Annotated in this window: 16 protein-coding genes; 13 read left to right on the top strand and 3 right to left on the bottom strand. The window is 52.8% G+C overall.

Annotated features, from left to right (window positions below; genetic code table 11):
• The first annotated feature begins 441 nt into the window (after positions 1-441).
• The 4 genes from EUZ85_RS11995 to EUZ85_RS11980 all read left to right on the top strand — a co-directional run bounded on the left by EUZ85_RS11995 (position 442) and on the right by EUZ85_RS11980 (position 6,929).
• On the top strand, positions 442-2,286 hold the full coding sequence (locus tag EUZ85_RS11995) for a carotenoid oxygenase family protein (RefSeq protein WP_127969522.1): 1,845 nt from the start codon (positions 442-444) through the stop codon (positions 2,284-2,286).
• A 73-nt stretch (positions 2,287-2,359) separates the two neighbouring features.
• Entirely contained in the window at positions 2,360-3,973 is a 1,614-nt protein-coding gene (locus EUZ85_RS11990) for a D-arabinono-1,4-lactone oxidase (protein WP_127969521.1), read from the top strand.
• 150 nt (positions 3,974-4,123) lie between these two features.
• Entirely contained in the window at positions 4,124-5,158 is a 1,035-nt protein-coding gene (locus tag EUZ85_RS11985) for a hypothetical protein (RefSeq protein ID WP_127969520.1), read from the top strand.
• Positions 5,159-5,474: 316 nt separating this feature from the next.
• On the top strand, positions 5,475-6,929 hold the full coding sequence (locus EUZ85_RS11980) for an undecaprenyl-phosphate glucose phosphotransferase (protein WP_127969519.1): 1,455 nt from the start codon (positions 5,475-5,477) through the stop codon (positions 6,927-6,929).
• 759 nt (positions 6,930-7,688) lie between these two features.
• Here the strand turns inward: EUZ85_RS11980 and EUZ85_RS11975 are convergent.
• The 3 genes from EUZ85_RS11975 to EUZ85_RS11965 are packed head-to-tail and all read right to left on the bottom strand — an operon-like array spanning position 7,689 to position 11,899.
• Positions 7,689-9,977, bottom strand: coding sequence for a polysaccharide biosynthesis tyrosine autokinase (locus EUZ85_RS11975; protein WP_127969518.1), 2,289 nt, complete (start codon positions 9,975-9,977; stop codon positions 7,689-7,691).
• Entirely contained in the window at positions 9,978-10,553 is a 576-nt protein-coding gene (locus EUZ85_RS11970; RefSeq protein WP_127969517.1) for a polysaccharide biosynthesis/export family protein, read from the bottom strand.
• A gap of 59 nt (positions 10,554-10,612) precedes the next feature.
• Positions 10,613-11,899, bottom strand: a complete 1,287-nt coding sequence (locus EUZ85_RS11965) for an outer membrane beta-barrel protein (RefSeq protein WP_127969516.1) — start codon at positions 11,897-11,899, stop codon at positions 10,613-10,615.
• A 770-nt stretch (positions 11,900-12,669) separates the two neighbouring features.
• Between EUZ85_RS11965 and EUZ85_RS11960 the strand changes: the two genes are divergently transcribed.
• The 9 genes from EUZ85_RS11960 to EUZ85_RS11920 all read left to right on the top strand — a co-directional run bounded on the left by EUZ85_RS11960 (position 12,670) and on the right by EUZ85_RS11920 (position 23,792).
• Positions 12,670-14,007: a UDP-glucose/GDP-mannose dehydrogenase family protein gene (locus EUZ85_RS11960; protein WP_127969515.1), complete on the top strand. Its 1,338-nt coding sequence runs from the start codon at positions 12,670-12,672 to the stop codon at positions 14,005-14,007.
• A 122-nt stretch (positions 14,008-14,129) separates the two neighbouring features.
• Positions 14,130-15,992, top strand: coding sequence for a WecB/TagA/CpsF family glycosyltransferase (locus EUZ85_RS11955; protein ID WP_127969514.1), 1,863 nt, complete (start codon positions 14,130-14,132; stop codon positions 15,990-15,992).
• Entirely contained in the window at positions 15,989-17,113 is a 1,125-nt protein-coding gene (locus EUZ85_RS11950; protein ID WP_127969513.1) for a glycosyltransferase, read from the top strand. Before EUZ85_RS11955 ends, EUZ85_RS11950 begins: the two co-directional genes overlap by 4 nt.
• A gap of 41 nt (positions 17,114-17,154) precedes the next feature.
• On the top strand, positions 17,155-18,465 hold the full coding sequence (locus tag EUZ85_RS11945; protein ID WP_127969512.1) for an O-antigen ligase: 1,311 nt from the start codon (positions 17,155-17,157) through the stop codon (positions 18,463-18,465).
• Positions 18,466-18,535: 70 nt separating this feature from the next.
• Positions 18,536-19,210, top strand: a complete 675-nt coding sequence (locus EUZ85_RS11940) for a sulfotransferase family protein (protein WP_164887224.1) — start codon at positions 18,536-18,538, stop codon at positions 19,208-19,210.
• A gap of 30 nt (positions 19,211-19,240) precedes the next feature.
• Entirely contained in the window at positions 19,241-20,272 is a 1,032-nt protein-coding gene (locus tag EUZ85_RS11935; protein ID WP_127969510.1) for a glycosyltransferase family A protein, read from the top strand.
• A gap of 130 nt (positions 20,273-20,402) precedes the next feature.
• A complete protein-coding gene (locus tag EUZ85_RS11930) occupies positions 20,403-21,389 on the top strand; it encodes a glycosyltransferase family 2 protein (protein WP_127969509.1) in 987 nt (328 codons plus the stop codon).
• Entirely contained in the window at positions 21,389-22,333 is a 945-nt protein-coding gene (locus EUZ85_RS11925) for a polysaccharide pyruvyl transferase family protein (RefSeq protein ID WP_127969508.1), read from the top strand. Before EUZ85_RS11930 ends, EUZ85_RS11925 begins: the two co-directional genes overlap by 1 nt.
• A 37-nt stretch (positions 22,334-22,370) precedes the next feature.
• A complete protein-coding gene (locus EUZ85_RS11920; RefSeq protein ID WP_127969507.1) occupies positions 22,371-23,792 on the top strand; it encodes an oligosaccharide flippase family protein in 1,422 nt (473 codons plus the stop codon).
• Positions 23,793-23,839 lie beyond the last annotated feature (47 nt).

Below are 23,839 nucleotides of genomic sequence, written 5' to 3'. Positions count from 1 at the left end.
GTTTCGGCGCTGAGCTCGATTGGCCGTTTACCCTAGGGACTGTGGACAATCGTTAATTCCGTCGTCATATCCAACAAAAACGAACTTATTGCTTTCGTTAATTGGACATTTAATGGCCATCTGCTATCCCTTATAACTGTGATGCGACTATCAGTCATGTTTTCTTCATCCGAAGAAGCGTGAGTCAGATGTAATCCCAAACGACCGGATCGAACGACCGGCCGGACAGGGACCAGCGCCCTGCCCCGCCCAAGGATATGCATATGGATAAGTTGGATGGCCCCATCGCAATACCCACTTCGCGTCGCCTCGCCCGGATTGAATAACTACGCCGCCTACTGACAACGGAGAACACTATGCCTTGTTCATAGGACGCCCAGCCTTTTTTATTTAACGCCGTTCATATTTAACGTTTCTATTCATAACGCACAGGGAAAGAGCATGAATCGAAGAGATTTCATCAAGACCGCCGGAGCCGTTTCGCTAATGCCTAATGCGGCGCTGGCGTACTACCCTTCTTTGCCGGAGTCTTCATTTCCGACTTCAATTATGCAAGGAGACCTGACCCCATCCGAGGGGGTATTGGACATCATCGCCGGCGCCCTGCCTGGCGACATACATGGCCATGTGTTTATGGCGGAAGGAATTCCGCTGGAGCGTAATCAACTGACGCCCACGGGCAAAGGCGCGCTTACCCGCCTCGACTTCGGCCCCAATGAGACCGCTTTCAAACGCAAAATGATCGAGACCCATTCGTCCATCATGCAGGAGCATGTCAGCGGGTTATTCGACAAATTTTATTTACTGGGAGGTACGGTCTACTACAGCCCCAACCTGGGCTTCATGAACTATTGCAACACCGCGCCGAATTATATGGGAGATAACCGCTTCGCACTGAGTTACGAAGGCGGCACTCCCTATGAGTTCGACGCCATGAGTCTGGACTTGATTACGCCTGTCGGTAATCCCGGCGAGTGGCGCACCAGCCTTCCACCCATCGCTGACGCTCTGACACCAGACAAGTGGCTGTTCCCTCAAGTGCGCACCACCGGGCATCCGTTCTTTGATCTGGAGCGCGGCGAATGCTTCACCATCAATTACGGCGGCGTCATCGGCGAGCTTGGAACTTCCGACGGTTATCTACGCCTGATCAGGTGGAATATGCAAGGGGCGCTGGAAGCCTGGAACGTAGTCAGTCGCCAGGGCGCCAACGCTTATCTTACCGCCACCGCCCACTCCCTTGGCGTCACTCGCAACCATATTCTCATCTTCGAAACCGCGGCCAGAGTGGAGGCCACCCGCATCATGGGAACCCGCATCGTCATTCCGCAGAAGCACCGCACTCCCGTGTGGATCATCCGCAAGGCGGACCTGGCCAGCGGTGCGGAACAGGTCGTGGCGGACTATATCGAGCTGGACTTCGATACCTCCGACATCATGTGCAACTACGACGACTACGACGGTGAAGTCACACTATACGGACAGTATCTGGGAGCGATGGATAAGTCCGAACAGCAGTTTTACCTTGAGTTGCTGCACTTCGGCGGCTGGGTCCCTTCCGACGTAGCCGGATATCCCACAGCGCCGGTGGATGTCGGCGGACTGGTGCAGGCGCGCATTAAAGTCAGCACCGACTCCGCCTGGGAGATCAAAGAAGACTTCCGCCTTATCCGCGACGAATATCTGTTATGGGACATGAACGATCCCGCCTATCGCGGACATTTCCAGTTCCCAGAAACTTTCGACCACATCTACTGGGCCGCCATCGGCTACCGCCCCGAACATCTGGTCAAGCGGGTGGCGGATGCCTATCGCAAGTATCCCAACCGTCTCTTCAATAACGACAGCCTGCCGCAAACCGCCATTCCCTCGGCGCTGGTGCATATGGATTGCCGCAACATGCTCATTGCGGACGCTTATCAGTTCCCCGAAGACTGCGTTATGCGCACGCCGCAGTTTATGTCGCGACCAGGCTCTCTGGCTCAGGACGACGGCTATATCTTCACCGCAGTCGTTCGCAAACACCCCAGCGGTCCACAGTCCAACGGCAAAGAATTCTGGCTGTTCGACGCGCGCAACTTGGCTCAGGGCCCGGTATGCATACTCGGACATCAGGATCTGAACTTCGCCACCACCAACCACGCCTTATGGCGACCGGAAATCGGACCGCGCCCGGCTGACGCCTACAAAGCCGATTACGCCGACTTTTTCCGCGAAAAAATGCCATGTCACTCACAACAAGTCAGGGAGGTCCTTGAAACCTACATTCTTCCGAGATTCAGCTAGACGCATATCAGGCAGTTCATGAATGCGCTGGTTCGGCCCACAAAAAATAAGCATAAGTTTTTGGAGAACGAACATGACGCGTATAAAAACCAGTCTTTTATTGCTGATCCTAATTCTTGTTTCCGGCTTTTCCGTATCCTTGTACTCCCGCAATCAGGAGTCCGAAAAACTTCAGAACTACCAAGGCACTTATGAGTGCTCGCCAGGGGCCATTTATGATCCCGCATCGATAGAAGAAGTGCAGGACATCGTCCGTAACGCGCTGGCCGAAGGCCACACTGTCATGACCGGCAACCGCAAGTTCGCCAGTCAAATTGACGCCGCCTGCACCCAGGACGGTGAAGTTCAGATCACCTTGAAAAATATGGACAAGGTCGTCTCCTTCGACGCCAGCTCCAAAACCGTCACCGTCCAGGCAGGCATGCGCTTCAATGACTTGAACGAATTCCTGCGCAGCCAGGAGTTGGCGGTGAACATGGTGACGGAACTCGGCACGTTCACCATCGGCGGCATGCTCGGCAGCGGCACCCATGGCTCAACGCTGGCGAAACCCAGCAATATGATCGCCGATTATGTCACGGAGCTGAAAATCGTCGACGGGCTTGGCGACGTGCGCACGCTCACAGGCGAACAACTTAACGCCGCCCGTGTGAATCTTGGCGTCCTTGGAGTGGTGGTGGAAGTGACCATCCAACTGGAAGACGCCTTTAAAGTCGCCGCCAGCGTGCAAGGCTTTCGCTTCGACGACAAGCTGGAAGACGTTATTCTCAATATCGCCCGCAGCAACTATTCCGCCAATATCGCCTGGTTCCCCGGCCTCGGCAGATACACTGTGACCACCTACAACCCCGTGCCGCTGGATACTCCAGGAAACGCCTATAACGCACAGGCCGACGTCTCCGATGCGCAGGAATTTTTCTTCGGATTGCTATTTGACGCACTGCACGAAGTGCCAGGGTCCGGCTTGCAATGCCTTGCGGCGGCGGTGAGATTCAGCAGTCGCTCCACCTCTTATTATCACGATGTAGACACTGGAAAAGTGCTGGAGTCTCCCATTGGCTACTCTGATCGCATGCAGTATTTCAAATGCAGAGACCCCAACAAATGCATCTGGGATCGCTTGCCAATCGCCCTGCAGGAAGTCGCTATTCCTATTGACGACTTACCTTCCTGGATCGCTGACGTTAGAAAAATACTCGCCGCACATCCGCGCACCTGCTTTCCTCTAAACGGCATTTACTTTCGTTTCGGCAAAGCCTCTCCAAGTTATCTCGGCATGAATGCCGGACGCGACTCCGCTTATCTCGGCATCGAATACACGCTGAGACAGGAAGGCGCGGCGGTCCCCAAAAACTATTTCGTTAACCTTGAAATAGAACAAATGTCCTTACGTAAGTATCACGCGCGACCGCATTGGGGGAAAAACTCCGTGGCGATATTTGAAGATATGCCGACTCGCTACCCAAAATGGAATGACTTCGTCGCGTTTAAAGCGGAAGTAGATCCTTACAATATTTTCACAAATCCATTCTGGCGCAGAATCAGCGGTGAGGATCCCCTCGACAATTATTTAACTCCAGGCTGCAATGCAAGAGGCGAATGTTATTGTCAATCCGATGAACATTGCGCAGCGGGAACCTCCTGCACCTCCGGAGCCTATTACGGCGACGCCAATATATGTCGATAAAGAAACATATATAACGATGTATTAATTAGGCAAAAAGACCGCCGGTTACGTCAGATCAATATATGTACGCCGGCGGTTTTTCAACCCACCCAGAACTAGACCAAAAGATATAAATCTTTTTATGGATAGCAATTTATCCGGAGATTGAAAATGATATTACGCGCCTTAACCGTATTAATGACTTTGTTCATTAATTATGCTGCCGCCACCACTTTGGACGATATTAAGCCACATTCGCCAACACAAAGCCCTTGGAATGAGCAGTGGTTTTATTACATAAACGATCCAGCCGTGGGCTATATAAAGGTGAGCCTGCAGACTTACATCATGGGCGACGCACCCAGCCTGCAGGAAAAAGGCTATATTCACGTGGTATATACGCCTCAGGTGGGCGCGACCAGAGTCTATGACTATTTTTTTGACGATGTACAGCTATCCGACGGCGACCCAGAGGAACCCTACGCCTTCAGCTATAGTATCCCTGGCGTGGTGGAAGCGAATCAGAATCGTATTGAACTGACCCTTCCCGATCTCTACTTCACGTCAGAAAGGCTTGGCGCCCATGATCATTACTGGGGCTGGCCAAACCCGGGCGCCACTCCATTCGGATTGATCGGCGAACTGCCATTTATAGAAAATCGCTGGTTCGTATTTAGCCTCGGCACCCTGACCCGTTATTCATATAGCGATCAGTACGTTTCTCATGAAGGCCAGGCTATCGCTTACATCGATAAGTTATGGACCCGGAATCAAGGAAAAAGCTTCGCTTATATCATGGCGACTTCAGATAACGTCAGACTGATGTTTTCAGGGGGAGAGGACGGCGGAGTCCCCATAGAACTCTGGGCGGGCAAGTATAAGTCACCGACAGAAAACGTGACATTTTATCCATCAATAGAAGGTTTGAGCGTACATAAGACTCTGGATGCCTGCTCAGGTGAAATAACAGTTGAATTTAGTAAACTTACGCATAAACTTGTGCTCCACGCCAAGGCCGACCAACAAGACTTTTACGACTCAGAAATGCCGTCAGTCATCGTTTTTAAGGCGGATAGACCTGTCATGAAAACGATGAATGCAAAATTAACGGTCGACTTATACCGTTTTAATAAACTGGTGGAGCAAACACATTTGCCGCAGGGGATTTTAGAGTTTGGCGGAGATTGGTATTGCCGTCGCAAATAAACAATCTAATTGAAAATATGGCTAAATGTCCGATTTACGGAATACAAAATAATCGTTAGTTTAGTCGCCGATCCTCGTTCTTAGCTTTATTTAATAAAAAATATGTAATCTGATCACTGTATAGTTAGCCGAACATGTACGGAGTTGGGTCACAACGTAATAAGCAGTCACCAAATTAGTGCATTTATAGCACTGCGGAATGTACGCATATATATAAGTAAGTACAGTTTATGTTGTGGCCCAAAAAATGCCTTTATAAAGAGAGTCTAGCAGGCCGGAATCCTGTTTCGCCGGCGTCCAGGAGGAGTTACTGATCATGGGAATCTTTCAATTTAGCGGTTCGAAGACTGAACCGGAGCTAAGCTCTGGCATGTCGCCACTTATTCGGCCGCAATATTCAAAAATTCTCGCTCTATTTCGCGCAATAGATAGCATAGCTATCCATTTTTGCTTGCTGGGAACGTTAGCGCTTTTTGACGTGGCCTGGAATGAATCTTATTCCTGGCTGAGCATCATGTTCGTTATTACGTTCGGCTTTTGTGCTGAAATTAGCCAGATTTATTATCTTATGCGCGGCCTGACCACCGGCAAACTTGCATGGTATGTCGTCAGATCCTGGATGTTCGCATTGGTGCTGATCTCGCCTTTCGCCATCTTGGGCCTGCTGCCGAATATTAATTTGGAAGCGCTGGCGTATTGGGCGATCGCGGTGCCGACTGGCCTGGTGAGTCTGCACTTGCTGCGGCGCGTAGCGTTGTTCAGCATCCGCAGACGCAACGTCAGCTCCAAACGGGTAGGCATCGTCGGGGCCACAACCCTGGGCGTCAGACTTTATGACTCTTTGAGCAACATGCCATGGCTTGGTTATAAAATCGCCGGCTTTTACGATGACCGCATAGATATGACGGATTTGACCCGCCGGGTCACCATTGAAGAAAAAGCCCTGTGCGGCGGCTTCGATAAGCTCTATGAGGATGTCCACAGCGGCAAGGTGGACACCATTTACATCACTCTGCCCATGTGCGCGGAGCGTCGAATCAAAGACATGATGGACCGGCTCGCAGACACCACCGTTACCGCTTACGTCATTCCTGATTTCTTCAGTTTTAACCTGCTGTATTCGCGACTGACCACCATACGCGGCATTCCCGCTATCAGCGTTTACGATTCTCCGCTGGTGGATCACGGCTTCGCCAAGCGTATGACCGACATCGCTCTGGGTCTGTTCTTTATATTGGTGACAGCCATTCCGATGCTGATTATCGCTGCGGCGGTGAAGCTGACTTCGCCGGGCCCTGTGCTATTCAAGCAAACTCGTTACGGTATTGGCGGCGGCCCGATCAAGGTTTGGAAATTCCGCTCAATGACAGTCTGTCAGGACGGCGACAATATTCAACAGGCCACCAAGAATGACTCCAGATTGACCAAAATTGGCGGTTTCTTACGTCGCACTTCTCTGGACGAATTACCGCAGTTTTTCAATGTTCTTGGCGGCAGCATGTCTATTGTCGGCCCTCGTCCTCATGCCGTTGCGCACAATGAATATTATCGCCAACACATTAAAGGCTATATGCTGCGCCACAAGGTCAAACCCGGTATTACCGGTCTGGCCCAGGTCAACGGCTTCCGCGGCGAAACAGCAGAAATGAAAGACATGTCCGGCCGCATTTGGTATGACCTGGAGTACATTCGCCATTGGTCCCTGGGTATGGATTTCAAGATTATATTCATGACCGTCTTTAAAGGTTTTGTGGGCAAAAAAGCTTACTAAGAACACTCCGGATTCAGGCCTTTCCCACCAACCCGGGAAAGGCCGCCCTCTCCCCTGCCTCCGCGCCATTTCCATTTCTGCAAAAGCTTTGTAATTTCAACAAATAAGCACAGATTCATAACGCCACACGGCAGGCCTAATGATGGGCCGGATAGACAGACATTATCCACCAGCTTAAGCTCACGCCCCCCAATCACCACGTCAGCCCCGACATATCTCAACATCTCCGTTCAAGCCAACCAGTCGTCAAACAACGCCTCTCTTATTTCTGCCCCCACCTTCTCCACCCCCACCTGTTGCTGCGCAAATAAAATGACAACGACAAGGCGCAAGCAGGGTTTATAACACCAGTTTTCAGGCCCCACCGACGAGCATGAGGCAAACAATACTATTAATCCGGCAGACAAATAGCTTCCTTCTATTTGTCTGCAACGACAGGGCCTGCACAGGTCAGGCCCTGTCTCCCGCGGCTTGTCGCCGCGCAGGCGCGTCCATGCGCCTGGTGATTAACATGCCAATATCATTGCCATGTTAATATTAGCGCCTTCCTCTATATGAGATATATCAGAAAGGACAAATGAAGAGGGAGCGACGAAAATCCAAGCTCCCCGAAACCCAACCCATACATAGACACGGATAGATAGAAAGCAAAGCGCAGCGCGGAAGCAGAAGCAGAAGCAGAAGCAGAAGCAGACTTATATCTCACGCACAAAAAAGCCCGCATAAAAGCGGGCTTCGTGATTCAGATTACTGGGGCAACTACACTCCGGTTGGTTCAACCCGACGTTTGGTTTTCGCCGCCGTCACGCTCGTTTCCTTAAGCGGATAGGTGTTGTAGGAAGAATAATGAATGTACTCATGCTGATTCTTACGCTTCGCTACATCAATCTGATTCAATACCGCGCCGACAAGGTTGGCGTTAACTTCACGCAGACGCTTGATACCTTTTTGAATGAGCGGCGCCGGCGTATCTTCAGACCTGATGATATAAACCACCGCGTCGGAGTAAGAAGACAATACCAACGAGTCGCTCACCGCCTGAGTGGGCCCAGAATCGATGATAATGCGATCGTAACGCTTCTTGAGAACAGCCAAGACCAGGTGGAAACGGTTGCTGGAAATCATCTCCAACGGATTAGTGGGCTGCGTTCCCGCAGTCAATACACTTGCCTTGGTGCCGTTGAGACGATGTAAACATTGCTCCACTTCTGCTGTGCCTGCCACCAAGTCCGACAACCCAGGGGTATCTGGCGACAAACCAATCGACTTGGCCAGCATAGAGCGGCGCATATCGCCGTCTATCAACAGCACTTTTTCAGTCTGCCCGAGGGCTTCCGCCAGATTCAACGCCACGGTGGTTTTACCCTCTCCTGGAACCGTAGACGTCACCAGAATCACCTTATACGGCTGATCTACACGGGACAGAATCAAACTCGTGCGCAAGCTGCGAATGGATTCCGCGAAGTGACTATGCATTGAGGACAGGAAGCCCTCAAACGCCGCTTTCGACTTCTTACTTTTCACCAATGGCAACAGCCCCAATACCGGCAAACGGAATTTTTCCTCGATATCAGCGGTGCTGCGAATAGTGTTATCCAGAGCGTCACGAATAAAAGCGCGCACAACACCCAAGCCAAAGCCGGCCATGACCAACATCAGGAAGATCATTTTCTTGTTAGGCTTGTAGGGTGAGCCAGGCGGAATGGCCGAATCGATGATGCGCGCATGCGCCGCCTGCAGGCCCGTCGCTTCGTGAGTTTCTTTAGCACGCGACATGAACAGGTCGTACAGCTTGCGGTTGGTCTCCACCTCTCTTTCCAGTTCACGCAGCTGGAACTCCTTCCGGTTTACACCCTGCAAACTGTTCTTGGCCTGATCAAGCTGTCTGGCGATAGAGCGCTCGTTTTCCACAGAAATCTTATAGGCGGACTCGATGCCCCGCGCAGCGCGCTGCAACTGGGTTTCCAGCTCTGATTTAACAGACTTCAGCTCCGCCATCGCGGAGATCATTTTCGGGTGCTTCTCGCCGTAACGCTTACTCAGCTCATCTACTTTACGCTGCGCATCGTCCTGCCTTTCCTTCAGGGAGCGCACCAACGGGTTCTCCAGAATCGCCGGCAACTCCAACAGATATTCAGGGGGCGGCGTTTCACCAAAAATAGTCATCTGTTGATACACGTTGGCGGCTTCCATACGCACCCGACGCGCCTCAACATTACGTTCGGTCAGTTTGGACAGCTCTTCCGCGTTCAGGGTTTTAACCCCTCTTACGTCCACCAGTTTTTCCGCCTCACGGAACTCCTGCAGACGCTTCTCCGATTCACGCAGCTTCTCACGCAACCCTTCCAGGCTCTCGCCCAGCCACATGGTCGCCTTCTCCGTCAGCGCCATTTTCGCCGCCAGATGACTTTCAATGAATTGTGTCGCCGTAGCATTGGAGATCAACGCCGCCAGTTTGGGATCTCTGGCGTCAAAACGAACTTTAACCAACTGCGTGTTGCGCACAGGATCAATCGTTAACCGCGACATAAATATGCCGACAACGGCTTCAAACTTGGCCTTTTCAGACAGGGGCTTCTTATTAATGCGCAGGAAGTCGAGCGTATCCGGCTCAAATGGCCACACGGACTCAATCTGCTCCAGCGGCACCCACTCTTTCCAATTGAAAGCCTTTTGGCGGAATGGATCAAACTCCGGCATATTGACCAACTCCAGCCGCTTCACCACTTCTTCAGCCAGACTGCGGGAACGCAGAATCTCGTATTGGGTTTGCAGGTATTCCTGGTTATTGCTGTTCAGGCCATAAACATCCTGAATGTTAATAACTTTAGGCTGGTTGTTTTCGATCAGTACAGTTGTGGTCGCCTGATACATCGGCTTGATGTACTTGAGCGCCACATAGCCGGCGCCGCCCGCCAGCAAGACCAGAAACACGATGCCCCACTTGTATTCAAGAATAGCGTTCCAATAACGTCGAAGATCGATGATCTCTTTGTCGCCGGGCGTGTCCGCCAGATGTCGCGGCGGCGTTGATCTTAAGTTATCCATTTAAAAGAAACTCTCTTCCACAATAATAATGTCCCCTGGATGCACGCGCGTGCTCTGGTCCGCAGGACGCTGGGTTTGATTCGGATCGTTTTCGGTAATGATAAAAATCTTGTTCTTGTTTGCGCGGTTGGTGAAACCGCCAGCCAATGACGCAGCCTTACGCACGTTCAATCCAGGCTGATAGGAAAATCCGCCTGGATTCTTTACTTCGCCGTTAATAAAAAACTTCCTGTATTCCAATATGGTGACGCTGACCTTGGGATCGACCAAATACCCGTCCCTCAAGCCGTTTGCAATCAGCTCCTGCAATCGACTCACCGTCAAACCAAGCACCTTGATCTCGCCCAAAAAGGGATAAGAGACCGTACCTGCATCACTGAGCCGCGCCTCCAGCGTCAAATCGCTTTCGCCATACACTTGAACACGCACATAATCTCCAGAGCCAAGCGTATACTCAGACAACCCTTCTTCCGCAAAACTCCGTTGCGCCGGAATCAATATTGAAGCCAGCAGCATCAAAGCGGATAGAAACACACCGCTGACCATGGCTACCCAATGCTTCCTGTAATGATTCATCCAAACACCACACCTGTATAAATTTCGACACGAACAAGATACTTTATCCGCATTTAACTTTAAAACCCTGCATTAACGTATATGGTCGCCAAATTGCGTGTATGCGAATAGCTGTCCAATGTTGAATCTCTGTCTTTAAAGTTCCATGACGCGCCGACGTTCAACCATTCCCTGAATGCGTAATCCAACGCCAACGTCGCTTCGGAGGTATCGTCCTTACGGGACTCGGGGTCATTTTCGTACACATCGCGGGTCCAGTTGTATCCGACCTTGCTCGTAACCCGATCGTTCCAGTTGTGCGTCCAGGATGCGCCGACGCGCTTCTCGTCAATAAAGTCGCCTCTCCCATATGACTCCTCAGCGCTACGCTCTACTGTGAAACGCAGCTTTGAATAAGGCTTTAGCGCCCAGTCGACAATGGTCTCCCAACTGGCGCCGGAGAAATCTTCGCGACTTTCATCTTCAAAGCGCTTTTCGGCGCGGCCGACTTTAAACGTCGCCTTGGTGATATCCGTAGCGGCCCAGGAAACCCCGGCCAAAAACTTGTAGTAATCACTGTCTTTGCTGCCGCCGGCGCCATCTGCAGGAGATGGGTCATTCATATAATCCGTGTGCGTGCGCGACACATCCAGCACCAGACCAGTCTTGTTCCCCACCCGCCAGTAAAAGCCAGCTCCGGTTTCGAGAGTGCGACGATCACGCAAACGGGTTTCGTCCCGCTGATTCGTGTACTCAGTCTGCGCGCCAGCCAGTTTCAGCGTCAGGCGGCCATCGGAGGTCTTGGAGCCGAAAGTATAGGTCAGCGCAGCGCCGGAGCGGTCATACTCAATCAGGTCTTCCAACGGTGCGACGTCAGGGCCCTGCTTAATACCGGTGCCTCGATCTTCATGCCCTGCTTCAAAACGGCCCAGCAACTCCAGCGTATTGCGATGATTCAAGGTCCAGAACGCCTTACCGTTGACGAAGTGGTCGATATAATCGTCAGTGTGAGCACTGGCGTAACTGCCTGAACTCATCTTGTATCCGAGATAGTAGCTATCATCACCTTTCAGCGCCTCCAGCATTACGCCAGTGGAGACGATAGTGACGAAGGACTCTTTCTTGTCGTCCTTCTGCAGGTAGATGTTATCGTTATACTTTTCTTCGACCTTTACCTGTGGGTAAACATTGACCGGTCCGGCGGAAAAAGAAAACGGCTCGGCAGCCGCCCACGCGGAAGAACCGCTCAGTGCGGCGACGCAGGCGGCCAAAATACGAAGCTCGCCGCGACGATTGCGGACGGTTTTTTTTATATGCTTGTTAAAGTTAAAAAGAAGTTTAGATTTGGTACTACCGCCAACTGTCATTCTTCATAGTCCTTTAGCATTACTTGAGATTGTTAGCACTTAAGAAAAACATGATAATTCGTTTCATCTTGGTCATCAGATGACTAAGCAGGAAGCATGCCTGCGACAAAAAAACGCCGCGCGCATTAAAACATGTCCACTCTTAAGTTCATTATGAAAAATTTTATAAGGTTCCACTTCTGTGAGTGGGCCGCATTATATCGTTTAATACGGATGAAACCTTATAAAATTCAGCAAGAATGTACTCCTATACGTATAAAATGCCGGAAACGCGCACATATATTTCCTTTGTACTAGCCAAAAAGTTCTATAAATAACATGGCATTACTTCTGGTATTGTAATAGGGGTCTGTATTCGTCCGTGAAGCAGCTTTTAACACAATAATGTTTCGGAAAGACAATTTCATTTCATGAAAGGAATTTAATGTATCTTCGCGTATTACAGCTTGGTTACGGCGGCTACAGGCCCCGCGCCGCCCCAAAGAGGAGCGGTCGCGACAGAATGTATTCTCCGGGGCTCCATTTTGATGCAAAAAGAGTTTACATCTCAAATTCTTTAAGCAATTTTATGGCGGCCTCAACCTGATACAACCCCGACTCTACTATTCCGGGGTGCGATTAATGAACAATTTCATGCTGTAAGTAAAACCTGTAATAAATCTGGCGTATTTTTTGTAAGTCTTCATTTAAGCGGAATGTCGAATATTATTTGCGCGCCGCCGAATACAAAAAACAGCCAATTGCTGAATTAATCTTCAAGGAGAAGAGAATTGAAAGTAACAGTATTTGGAATCGGTTATGTAGGCCTTGTTCAGGCGGCCGTGCTTGCCGATGTCGGACACGATGTTATGTGCGTCGATGTCGATGAGGCGAAAGTTGAAAACCTGAAGAAGGGAATCATTCCAATTTACGAACCCGGTCTGACGCCTATCGTAGAGGCTAACTTTGAAGCGGGCCGGCTAAAATTTACGACAAACGCCAAGCTGGGCGTCGAGCATGCTGAAATTCAGTTCATCGCTGTTGGCACGCCGCCGGATGAAGACGGCTCCGCGGACCTCAAATACGTTCTGGGCGTCGCCGCCACCATCGCCAGCTACATGACCTCGCCGAAGCTGGTGATCAATAAAAGCACCGTTCCAGTCGGCACAGCGGACAAAGTAAGCGCCGCCATCGCCGCGAAATTGAGCGAGCGTGGCGAAAGTATTGAGTTTGACGTCGCTTCTAACCCTGAGTTCCTGAAGGAAGGCGCGGCGGTCACCGACTGCATGAAACCCGACCGTATCGTTGTAGGCTCAGAGAATCCGGGCTCCGTCGAAAAGTTGCGCGAACTCTATGCGCCTTTCAACCGTAACCATGATCGTATGATTGTTATGGACGTACGCTCGGCTGAACTGACAAAATACGCCGCCAACTGCATGCTGGCGACGAAAATCAGCTTCATGAATGAAATCGCCAATCTGGCGGAAAAGCTCGGCGCGGATATAGAGAACGTACGTAAAGGCATCGGCTCAGACCCACGTATCGGTTACCACTTTATCTACCCAGGCTGCGGCTACGGCGGCTCCTGCTTCCCTAAAGACGTACAAGCCATGGTTCGCGCCGCAGACAGCATCGATTTCGACGCGCAGTTGTTGAAGGCGGTGGAGTCGGTTAACTACCGTCAGAAAGAAACGTTGTTCAAAAAAGTCAGCGCCTATTTTGATCACAAGCTGGAAGGCAGAACCATCGCGTTATGGGGACTGTCTTTCAAGCCCAACACCGACGACATGCGCGAAGCCTCCAGTCGCGTGCTGATGGAAGCACTGTGGCGCGCTGGCGCGAAAGTCCGCGCATATGACCCTGAAGCCATGGAAGAAACCCAGCGTATTTACGGCGCCCGCGACGACCTGTCTCTGGTGGGGACAAAAGAGTCCGCGCTGCAAGGCGCCGACGCGCTGGTGATCTGCACCGAATGGAAGTCTTTCCGAGCGGCGGACTTTGCAATGATCAAACAAACACTGCAGAGCCCGGTCATTTTCGACGGTAGAAACTTATACGATCCTGAAACCGTGAAAAAACACGGACTGGATTACTACGGCGTCGGCCGCGGTCTCAGCATCGCTCGCTAGTCGTATACGCTCACGCCGCCTGTAACAGCGGCGTGGGCGCGGTTCGCCTCAAGGTGGCGACACCGGCTTGTTATTAACTCAAACACCAGATATTGATCTCAAAGTTTTAAGGGACTGTCAGAATGCTTAACGAAGCCACAACCACCAACGTCGGCGGAATCAGGACCAGTTGTCTCGACCGCAAACAACTCGCGTTGCTGGTGGGGGAAATCTGCCAAAACTACACTCCGGACCAGTCGGCGTTTTTGATTTTCTCCTCGAATGGGCAAGCGATTTCATTGGCGGGCTCCGACCCCGCTTACCTTGAACTGATGAACAATGTGGATCTGGTGCATGCGGATGGACAAAGCGTCGTAACTTTGTCCCGTTGGTTCTCTGAGCGTCCTATCGCAGAACGTTCGGCCACTACTGACATGATTCACGACATCCCCGTTCATTATACCCCTACTCTCAAGCATTTCTTTTTGGGCGGCCTCAAGGACGTTGTGGAACAGGCGGCGAAAATCTACAGCGACACCTACGCCAACGCAGAAATCGTAGGCATACGCGACGGTTATTTCTCAGCGGCGGACGAATTGAACATCTTGGAAGAGATCAACCAGTCCGGCGCAGACGTGCTTTGGGTTGGTCTGGGCAAACCCAAAGAGCAAGAATTCTGTATTCGCCACAAAGACAGATTGAAAGTACCGGTGGTAATCAGCTGCGGCGGTTGCTACAACTTTTTAACCGGACACTATAAAAGAGCGCCGGAATGGGTGCAGAACAACGGTCTGGAGTGGGTGCACCGCATGGTCCTCAATCCACGCAAACTGTTCTGGCGTTACTTGATCACTAATCCTCATACGATTTATCTGGCCTATAAAAACCGCTACCGTGGCGACAGAGATACGGAAAGCAAGAAAGTACTGTTTCTGCTGAAGACGTTCTCCAAAGGCGGCGGCGTGGAACGTGTATCCGCGAATCTGGCCACCAGTTTGAAAGCCCAGGGATACGATCCAGAGTTTTATGTGTTCTTTTCAAAAGAAGAAGACATCAGTCAATTGCGCCAGGATTGGCCCGTCACCTTGGTGGAGCCAGGCCGCAAGAGCCCGCTTAAACTTATCGGCGAATTTTTGAGATTTCGCCGTCATGTGAAGAATAATCACATTGGCGTCGTTATCTCATCAAAAGAGACCGCCAACCTGATCAGTCTGATTGCGCTTATGTTTTTGCCGCGGGTCATGAAGCTATTCACCCGCCATTGCGCCTTTGACGTCTCAGACCAAAAACTGGCGCCGCGCAGCATCAAAGCGCTGTACTGCATGTACGCGCTGACCCGCAGCCGCATCGTTACCGTCTCCGAGGATCTCGCGCACCAAATCAAGGCGTTCCTGCCCTATAACCGCAACAAGGTCGTGGCGCGGGCCAACCCGATTATTGATGAGCGCATCTTTACTCTGGCGGAAGAGTCCGCGCCGATTCAGGGCGACTATCTCTGCGCAGTGGGCAGACTGTGTGAACAGAAAGGCTTCGACTTACTTTTGGACGCATACAAACAAGCGCTGACTATACAGCCGGCGTTACCCAAGCTGGTTATTGTGGGCGAAGGCGATGACCGCGCCGCACTGGAAAAGCAGGCGGCGGATCTGGGGCTGACCGACAAAGTGATTTTCTACGGCTTCACTCCCAATCCTTACGCGATCATCAAACACGCCAAACTCTTTGTCATGTCTTCTCGTCATGAAGGCCTGCCTACGGCATTGGTGGAGGCGATCGCCCTGGGCGTGCCAGTGGTTTCCAGCGACTGTGAAACCGGCCCCCGTGAGCTGCTGGACAACGGCCGCTACGGCGGCCTGGCGCCCAACCAGAACCCGACTGCATTAGCACAAGCCATTGTTGATAACTTAACGACGCCTATAGCGCCCGAAGCGGAAGCGGTAAGCAAATACCGTTACGCCGACGCCGCCGACGCTTACATCAAGCTGTTCGGAGAGCGGATGGCATGAAAACCCAAAGCGTAGCCATCGTCCTGCATGACCTGCGGGGCGGCGGCGCTGAAAAAATGATGGTGCGGCTCGCCAATGCGCTGGCGGAGCAGAATACAGCGGTGTCCATGGTCTTGCTGACAGAAGGCGGGGTAAACAAGGCGGAGCTATCCTCAGCCGTAAAGCTGGTGGAACTTGGCTCCCCCCGCACCTTGAGCTCCGTACCCAGATTGGCGGCTTACTTGCGTGAAGCGCGACCAGACAGAATTCTATCCGCGCTGACCCATGTGAACGTGGCGACCGCCCTGGCCTGCGCCATGACAGGCATGCTGCGTCGTCTGGTAGTGAGCGAGCGCAACACCTACTCCCTGGACAAGAAGGTCAACACTGGCGCGGTGATGAAATTCACCTACTGGCTGGCCCCCAAAATTTATCGTCGCCTGCCAAACCCGATCATCGCGGTATCCGGCGGCGTCGCACGCGACCTGATTGAGACTGAGTCGCTGCGTCCCAAAGACGTTGTCGTCGCGCCCAATCCGGTATTAACCGCTAAGGTTCTTACTATGATGGACGAGCCCGCCAGCCACCCGTGGCTGCAAGATCCCGCCATGCGCGTCGTCGTCGCAGTGGGAAGGCTCAGCCATCAAAAAGGGTTCGACACCCTCATCCGCGCCTTTGCCCAAGTCGCAGATATCGCCAACCTGAAACTGGTCATCTTTGGCGAAGGCGAACTACGTGAGGAGTTAAGCGCGCTCGTCAGCCAACTGCAACTGACGGAAAAGGTCGATCTACCTGGTTACGCCGCCAATCCTTTAGCGGAAATGAAAGCGGCGGATTTGTTCGTGCTCTCTTCAAGGTTTGAAGGAAGCCCCAACGTCCTGGTGGAAGCCATGGCCACTGGCGTTCCCGTACTGGCGACCAACTGCCCCTCCGGGCCGGATGAAATTCTGGACCAGGGACGTTTGGCCCCGCTGGTGCCGGTTGACGACGTCAACGCCATGGCGCAGGCGTTGCGCAAGTGCATGGAGCATCCCAGCGACAACGCTGAATTGAAAAACCGGGCTGATCGCTATCGCGACGCCCTATCCGCTCAAGCCTACAGTGCGGTATTAAACGGTTCTGTCACTGTCTGGGGGCGTTGAATTCGGATGTCATCGGTTAACTGCGAAAACGGGCGTATCTTGTGACGATTACGCGCAATCAGTTAAGAGATTTTTTTCTCGGCCTGGTCATGTTTTATTACTCGGGCTTTATGTCGTTTCTGACCGGATTAATATCCGGAGGCGGCAGAAGCGGGCACGGCGGCGCGGAAATGATCGCAGAGTCAGCCAGCGGCAACATGGTGCGCCAATTGGTGGGACTCAGCATACTGGGCATAGGCGGCTATTTCGTCCTGCACCTGCGTGACCGCTCTCTGGGCACCTTTGTGTCCCGCCATATTTACTGGCTGATATTGCTCGGTTATATCGTGCTGTCCATCCTATGGTCGGTCGAGCCCAGCGTGTCGGTGCGACGCATCATCAGCCTTATGATCGTCTTTGTCGCAGCGCTGGCGCTGTTGCAAGAATACACGCCGGAATACCTGCTCAGTCTCATTGCGAGAATTCTGGGTTACGCCGCCATCGCCGGGTTGATATACGCCGTGATATCTCCCCAGAACGGCTTTATTCAGGGCGGGCTGCGGGAAGGCGCGCTACTGGGCATCTTCGGCGACAAAAACGCAGGCGCCCGCTGCTACGTGTATGCGCTCATGACTTTTTACGGCTTGCGTATGTACGAAACCCGCCAGGATAGAATCCTCATCGGCGGCCTAGTCGTAGCGATTATTCTGAGTAATTCGGCCACCGCGCTGGCGATGGTGTTTGGCGGCATGGGTCTGACCACCATTTTTAACGGCAGTCGGGTGATCGGCAACTCTCAAAAGACGTTCAACCGCCTAATCGTGGTGACAGCGGGTCTGTTGATCGGCGCCGTACTGGCTAACTATTTCTATGAACTAATCCTGCTGTCCCTGGGACGCGACCCATCGCTGACCAACCGCACCATCATCTGGGAGCTGTTAGGGCCAAGCCTGGATGACCGCCCTACTTTCGGCTACGGATACGGCGCATTCTGGGCGAGCGTCTATGTAGAATCATTCGTCAAAGTCTGGGGCTTCATCGGCAACGCCCACAGCGGTTATGTGGAGACGCGCCTCAACGGCGGTTACGTCGGGCTGATCATTTTGATCGCCACCTTTGTGATGTCTTTCTGGCGCATCGCCCGCGCCTTCACCTTCCATCCCGAGTCATCCGTATTCGCATTAATGGCGAGCATTCTGCTGATTCAGGCGGCGGTGAACTATATCGGATTCATCATCCCCAACCACGTGAGTTTCGACATGTTCATGTTCTCGATCATTGTCATCGTGGCGGGCAAATACGGGCTTTCGCGAGAACTCTCGCCCACTCCGCTGTACGAAGTGCAGCCGGATCCAGCGGAGGCGCGCGCATGAGTCGCGTCATCCACAGCTGCGCAGGCTTGCGCAGTCGCGTTTTTGATTTGACGCCAGAATGGAGTTAGTCATGGTCTCACATGAATTCAAATGCATTTTTATCCATATCCCCAAGTGCGCCGGCACCAGCATTGAGAGCGCTTTGGGACACCTTGACGGATACCAGGGACGCAATGGCCAGGATCACAGATCAATCAGGCTGATGGCGAAGCCGCGACTGAGTCTGCGCACGCTGACGTCCAAAGCGCGCCTGCTGGATATGGCGCGCAGCGTGAGACATCAGCGCCGCAGCGACATGAACCCGAAGAACAAAATCACCGTTTCCGACGAGCAGTACAAAAACTATTTTAAGTTTACTTTCGTTCGAAACCCCTGGGCGCGGGCGTACTCCATGTACAAGAACGTTATTCGCGATGAAGCCCACAAACGCACTTTCGGCATCGAAGGCGACATGTCGTTCAAGGACTTCATGCACTCCTTCGCCGGCAAAGGCATGCTGCGTCCGCAAACCTATTGGCTCAAGGACGACAATGGCGACATCTCCCTCGACTACGTCGGACGCTTTGAAAACCTGGAGGAGGATTTCAAAGAAGCCTGTCAGCGTATGGGCGCTCAACACATTGAGCTACCCCATAAAATCAAAGGCGACGGCGAAGATTATCGGCAGTATTACGACGAGGAAACCAGACAGCTGGTGAGTCGGATATACAGGGACGAGATCGAGTACTTTGGCTACACGTTTTAAGAGCCGACGGCAGCAATCAGGAATACTATCGTGACAACAGCAAACTCCGACATGACCACAGAAGCGCCACTGGTCTCCGTCATCATGCCCGTCTACAACCGGGAGAAAACGGTTGCTCAGGCGATAGAGAGCGTGCTGGCGCAATCCTTCACTGACTTTGAGTTAATTGTGGTCGACGACGGGTCTACGGACCGCTCAGCGGAAGTCGTTAAGGGCTTTTCGCAGGACGTCCGCGTGCGTTACCACCTGCAGGAAAACTCCGGCCGCCCTTCCCTCGCCCGCAACAGCGGCCTGAAGTTGGCGCGAGGACAGTGGGTGGCGTTTCTCGATTCTGATGATCGCTGGACGCCCACCAAATTGGAGCGTCAGATCGCACTACTGGAACAATGCGCGGCCCAGGGCGTCAGTCTGGATCTGGTGATCAGCGACTACGAGGTCATGGAGAGCGAAGTCGTGAAACATTCGTCTTTCTTCAAAGCCTATAGCGTTAACAAGCGTCTCGCGGGAGCTGTCGAGCAAAGCTTTCCAGACGGCTGGACTTATCGTCAGCGCCCCTTCCTGCAAGCTCTGTACGGCCTGGGTTTCGCCGCCACGCAAGCGGTGCTGGTGCGCAGATCGCTACTGGAGCGAGTCGGCGGCTTCGACAGTGAACTGGTGTTCGCTGAAGACAATGACCTGTGGATGACCATCTCTGAGCAGGGCCGGGTTGGCTGCTCCAAAGGCATAGCCTATACCTACGTGCATCACGGCGACAACATCACCAGCGTTAAATCCGACCGATTCTATACCGACACCATCAACGTGTTGTTTAAACATCTGGCCACCGCCAGAAAGTTAGGGGTGCCAATGGAGCCCCTGAAAGAAAGATACGCCAATTACTACTTATCTCTGTGCCGCAACAGATTGCGGGAGCAGCGCTGGAAGGAAGCCGCTTCGGCCTTTTACAGCGGCCTGCCCGGGCTGACCAGTAAACGCAACTGGAAAATGACCGCGCGTATTGGAATCACTGCATTGCAGAGTTTAACGACGAAACGCGCGCGACGTTCGGCGCAGCTGAGTTGAACGTGGACATGACGCATCACAGCCAACAAAAGCAAATCAGCGTAGAGAAACCTGGTATACGGAATGCCTGCAAAAAGGCTGTTCCGCTTGAACATTTTAGACAACCTCACACCATGGAGCTGGGCGACTTATGACGACAGTGGACATAACCATACTATCCTGGGATCGGCTGGAAGACACCAAAGCCGCCATCGCCAGCGCACTGACGCAAACCGGCGTGGAACTACGCGTAATCGTTGTGGATCAGGGCTCTAAAACGGAGAGCCTGAATCAATTGCGCGCATTCTGCCGCCAATATCCAAACGTGGACCTCGTTTGCAACGTTAACAACCTGGGCGTTCCAGGCGGGCGCAATCAGGCCGCTTTTCAGGGCTCCGGCGACTATATCGTCGCATTGGACAACGACGCGGAGTTCACCGACGAGCGCCAAATCGCCAACGCGGTGGAAATCATGGAGCGACAAAAAGATCTCGCCGCCATCGGTTTCCGCATCTTGCGTTTTGGCACCCGCTGCGAAGACCTGAGCAGTTGGAGCTACACCCAGAATGCGCACGAGTGGGGCGACAAGCCATTCTACACCACGCACTTCGTTGGCGCGGGCCATATGATTCGCCGTAGCGTATTCGATCAGGTAAACGGTTACGACGATTCGCTGTTCTTCCTGCAGGAAGAAGCAGAGTTGTCACGCAAACTGATCAACTCCGGCTACAAAATCCGTTATTCACCGGAAGTAGTAATCGGTCATAAAGTCGCCGCGGAGCGTCGAGTTAATTGGAACGGACCTCGCTGGCGTTTTCATGTGCGCAACCGTTTCTATATGGACGTTAAATTCAGAACGCCTTTCGCCTCTTTGTGCCTGAGCACACTGCTCACATTGTACAAAGGTTTCCGCGCCGGGTTGATTCTCGACTCCACTATTGGCTTCATGCAGGGTCTGAGCATGCTGCCGCAAGCCATTGCCTCCTGGAAGCTGCCCGGCGTCGCTTCTACGCCCGCGTCCAAAGCCTATATCGCTTCCTGCTCTCAGAACAAAGGCGCATCTCGGTGGAGCCGAATCAGACATCGATTCAAGAAGGCTGGCGTCGCGCCAGGCCAGCAAGCAGCGGAGAGCAAATAATGGGACAAATGATGGAGCCAACCGGAATCAATTCACTGCAACCAAACCGGGCGCGCTGGCGCGAGTTGAAGACTCAGCTGCTTGAGACCTTCGGCCCGGAGTTGCGCGGCAAGAAAGTCGTCTATCTGGATTATCCGTTGCACCTGAACCTGGGCGACCTATTGATTTACAAAGGCACGCTGACGCTGCTGGAAGAGCTGGGCGCGCAAGTGGAGATGAGCTTCTCCACCAGCAATGTAGACCGCTTTTTCCGCACGCGCATTCCAGAGGACCGGGTGTTATTGCTACATGGCGGTGGCAACTTTGGCGACATTTACAGCATTCACCAGGCGTTGCGGGAAAAAGTAATAAAGCAGTTTCCCAACAACCCCATCCTGATCATGCCACAGTCCGTGCACTTCAATGAGCCGGAGAAGTTCCTGCAAAACTGCGCGCTGTATCGCGAGCATAAGAACCTCAAAATGTATGTGCGCGATCAGGAGTCCTTTAATTTCATGTCGCAGGCATTAGCGCCAGATCAGCTGTTCATGGCTCCGGATTTGGCCACCATGCTGATCGACGAATGGACCTGGCCGCAGCAAATGCCGGAACGCACACTGATGTTCCGCCGCAAGGATTGCGAGTCCGTATCCAACGCAGCCGCGGCGGACGCTTTCGACTGGAACTCTTTGTACACCTCCATGGATATGAAGAAGTTTCGTCTGTTCAATCGCGTTTCAGGACTGGAGCGTAAGCACGACGTCAATCTGTTCACGTCGTCGCTGTGGGTGCGCTTCAGCGATGCGTTGATCAATAAGGCTGTGAACTTTTATCAGAGTTATGGGCAGGTCGATACGGATCGTCTGCATGGCGCAATACTGGCTCTGCTGTTGGGCAGACCTGTGCTTTTATCGGATAACTGTTACAACAAAATCGACCGCTACGTGCGTTGTTGGCTGGTGTAATGGCGTTTTCGTCAGTTTGTAATACGGAGTCAATAGTGTGTTAAACCATCGGGCATGGAAGTTGATGTGGGTTTTCGTTGAAAAATTCAGCATCGTACTCATTTCCGTTTTCACTTTCTTCATCTACGCCAAGCTGCTGGGACCCGGCGAGCTCGGGTTGGCGCTGTTCGCCCTTTCCATCGGGCAAGGCATCGGCGTTATTTACGTGGCTTTTCTGGAAGACCCGTTGGTGCGGCAGAACGATGTTCAGGCCGCTCATTTTGACTCCGCCTTCTGGGGCGGATTAGTGGTGAGTCTGGTCACCGCCGCGGCCGTCATGATAGGGAGTCTGTTCGCCAGCGATGATGTGCGCTTTCAATGGCTGATGTTTATCTCCGTGCTGCATATTCCGCTGCTGACCACCGGCCATATTTATGTCGCAGATCTGCGCCGCAAGGGCAAGTTCAAGTCTCTGGCGAAACGCACCATGGGCGGAAAGCTTATTGGCGCGGCAGTGGGGCTGACTCTCGCCTGGACCGGATACGGCAGCTTCGCCATTATCGTCCAGAGTGTCATCATGGCGCTGGTAAGTCTGGTGATCATGATGCGCACGAGTGAGCTGCATATTGGCTCCCAGTTCCGCATGTCCGTGTTTAGGGAGCTATTGTCCGTGGGCTGGCCGCTGGCGTTGCGAGGCGCCAGCTGGGACGCCATGAACCGTGGTATCGCCATCATTCTGGGTCTCACTGCCGGCTCTGCGGCGGTAGGCGTATACGGCCTCGCCCGCAGAATGATAGACATGCCTCGCAGCGCCATTTACGGCGGCTTGCTCAGCTACGCCCTCCCCGCGTTCTCTAGAAATCAGCATGACCTGCCCAATTTACAGAAAATGTTCTGCTTCACCACTCTCACCACCTGCTTCATCGTATTGCCGATGTTCGTAGGACTGGCCCTGGTGGCGCCGTACCTGATTCCCACGTTGTTCGGCGAAGAGTGGCGTCCGGCTGCGCCGCTGATTCAGATTCTGGCCCTGGTGGCGGCGGTGGGCAACACGTTGATCTATGTTCCCACGGCATTGACAGCGGTCGCCAAGAACAAACTGACGCTGCCGTCTGAGTTAATCGCCGCCGGTTCCGCCCTGGTCTTTACCGCTGTAATGGGGGCCGAAATGGGCGCCTTGGCGGGTGCTTGCGCCTTTATCGTGCATACACTGATCGCCTCGCCGGCAAAAGTAATTGGATTGAAGAAGGCGCTGCATATCGAGCCCAGCGAATGGCTGCGGACAGTGTACAAAAGCATCGTCGCCGCCACCTGTATGGTGGGTGCGGTATACGCTTTCGTCACCTATTACTCCACACTGCATCCAGCGTTATTGTCAGCCACCATTATCGCCATCGGCATGGTGACTTATCTGACCATGTATACGCTGTTACACAAAACCTGGGTCTCCGATCTGAAAGCCTTCCTGATGAAGTCTTAACGATCACGCTCAAGGGATACAAAAAAGCCGTTCCGGGATAATCCGGA

This window comes from Hahella sp. KA22 (assembly GCF_004135205.1).
In the GTDB taxonomy this organism is placed as follows: domain Bacteria; phylum Pseudomonadota; class Gammaproteobacteria; order Pseudomonadales; family Oleiphilaceae; genus Hahella.
The sequence above is the reverse complement of the archived record's forward strand: the minus strand, read 5'-3'. Positions and strand labels throughout refer to the sequence as shown.

Bases quoted from the DNA above. Each gene is read 5' to 3' on its own strand.
- EUZ85_RS11995 (WP_127969522.1), top strand. From the start codon at position 442: ATGAATCGAAGAGATTTCATCAAGACCGCCGGAGCCGTTTCGCTAATG.
- EUZ85_RS11990 (WP_127969521.1), top strand. From the start codon at position 2,360: ATGACGCGTATAAAAACCAGTCTTTTATTGCTGATCCTAATTCTTGTT.
- EUZ85_RS11985 (WP_127969520.1), top strand. From the start codon at position 4,124: ATGATATTACGCGCCTTAACCGTATTAATGACTTTGTTCATTAATTAT.
- EUZ85_RS11980 (WP_127969519.1), top strand. From the start codon at position 5,475: ATGGGAATCTTTCAATTTAGCGGTTCGAAGACTGAACCGGAGCTAAGC.
- EUZ85_RS11975 (WP_127969518.1), bottom strand. From the start codon at position 9,977: ATGGATAACTTAAGATCAACGCCGCCGCGACATCTGGCGGACACGCCC.
- EUZ85_RS11970 (WP_127969517.1), bottom strand. From the start codon at position 10,553: ATGAATCATTACAGGAAGCATTGGGTAGCCATGGTCAGCGGTGTGTTT.
- EUZ85_RS11965 (WP_127969516.1), bottom strand. From the start codon at position 11,899: ATGACAGTTGGCGGTAGTACCAAATCTAAACTTCTTTTTAACTTTAAC.
- EUZ85_RS11955 (WP_127969514.1), top strand. From the start codon at position 14,130: ATGCTTAACGAAGCCACAACCACCAACGTCGGCGGAATCAGGACCAGT.
- EUZ85_RS11950 (WP_127969513.1), top strand. From the start codon at position 15,989: ATGAAAACCCAAAGCGTAGCCATCGTCCTGCATGACCTGCGGGGCGGC.
- EUZ85_RS11940 (WP_164887224.1), top strand. From the start codon at position 18,536: ATGGTCTCACATGAATTCAAATGCATTTTTATCCATATCCCCAAGTGC.
- EUZ85_RS11930 (WP_127969509.1), top strand. From the start codon at position 20,403: ATGACGACAGTGGACATAACCATACTATCCTGGGATCGGCTGGAAGAC.
- EUZ85_RS11925 (WP_127969508.1), top strand. From the start codon at position 21,389: ATGGGACAAATGATGGAGCCAACCGGAATCAATTCACTGCAACCAAAC.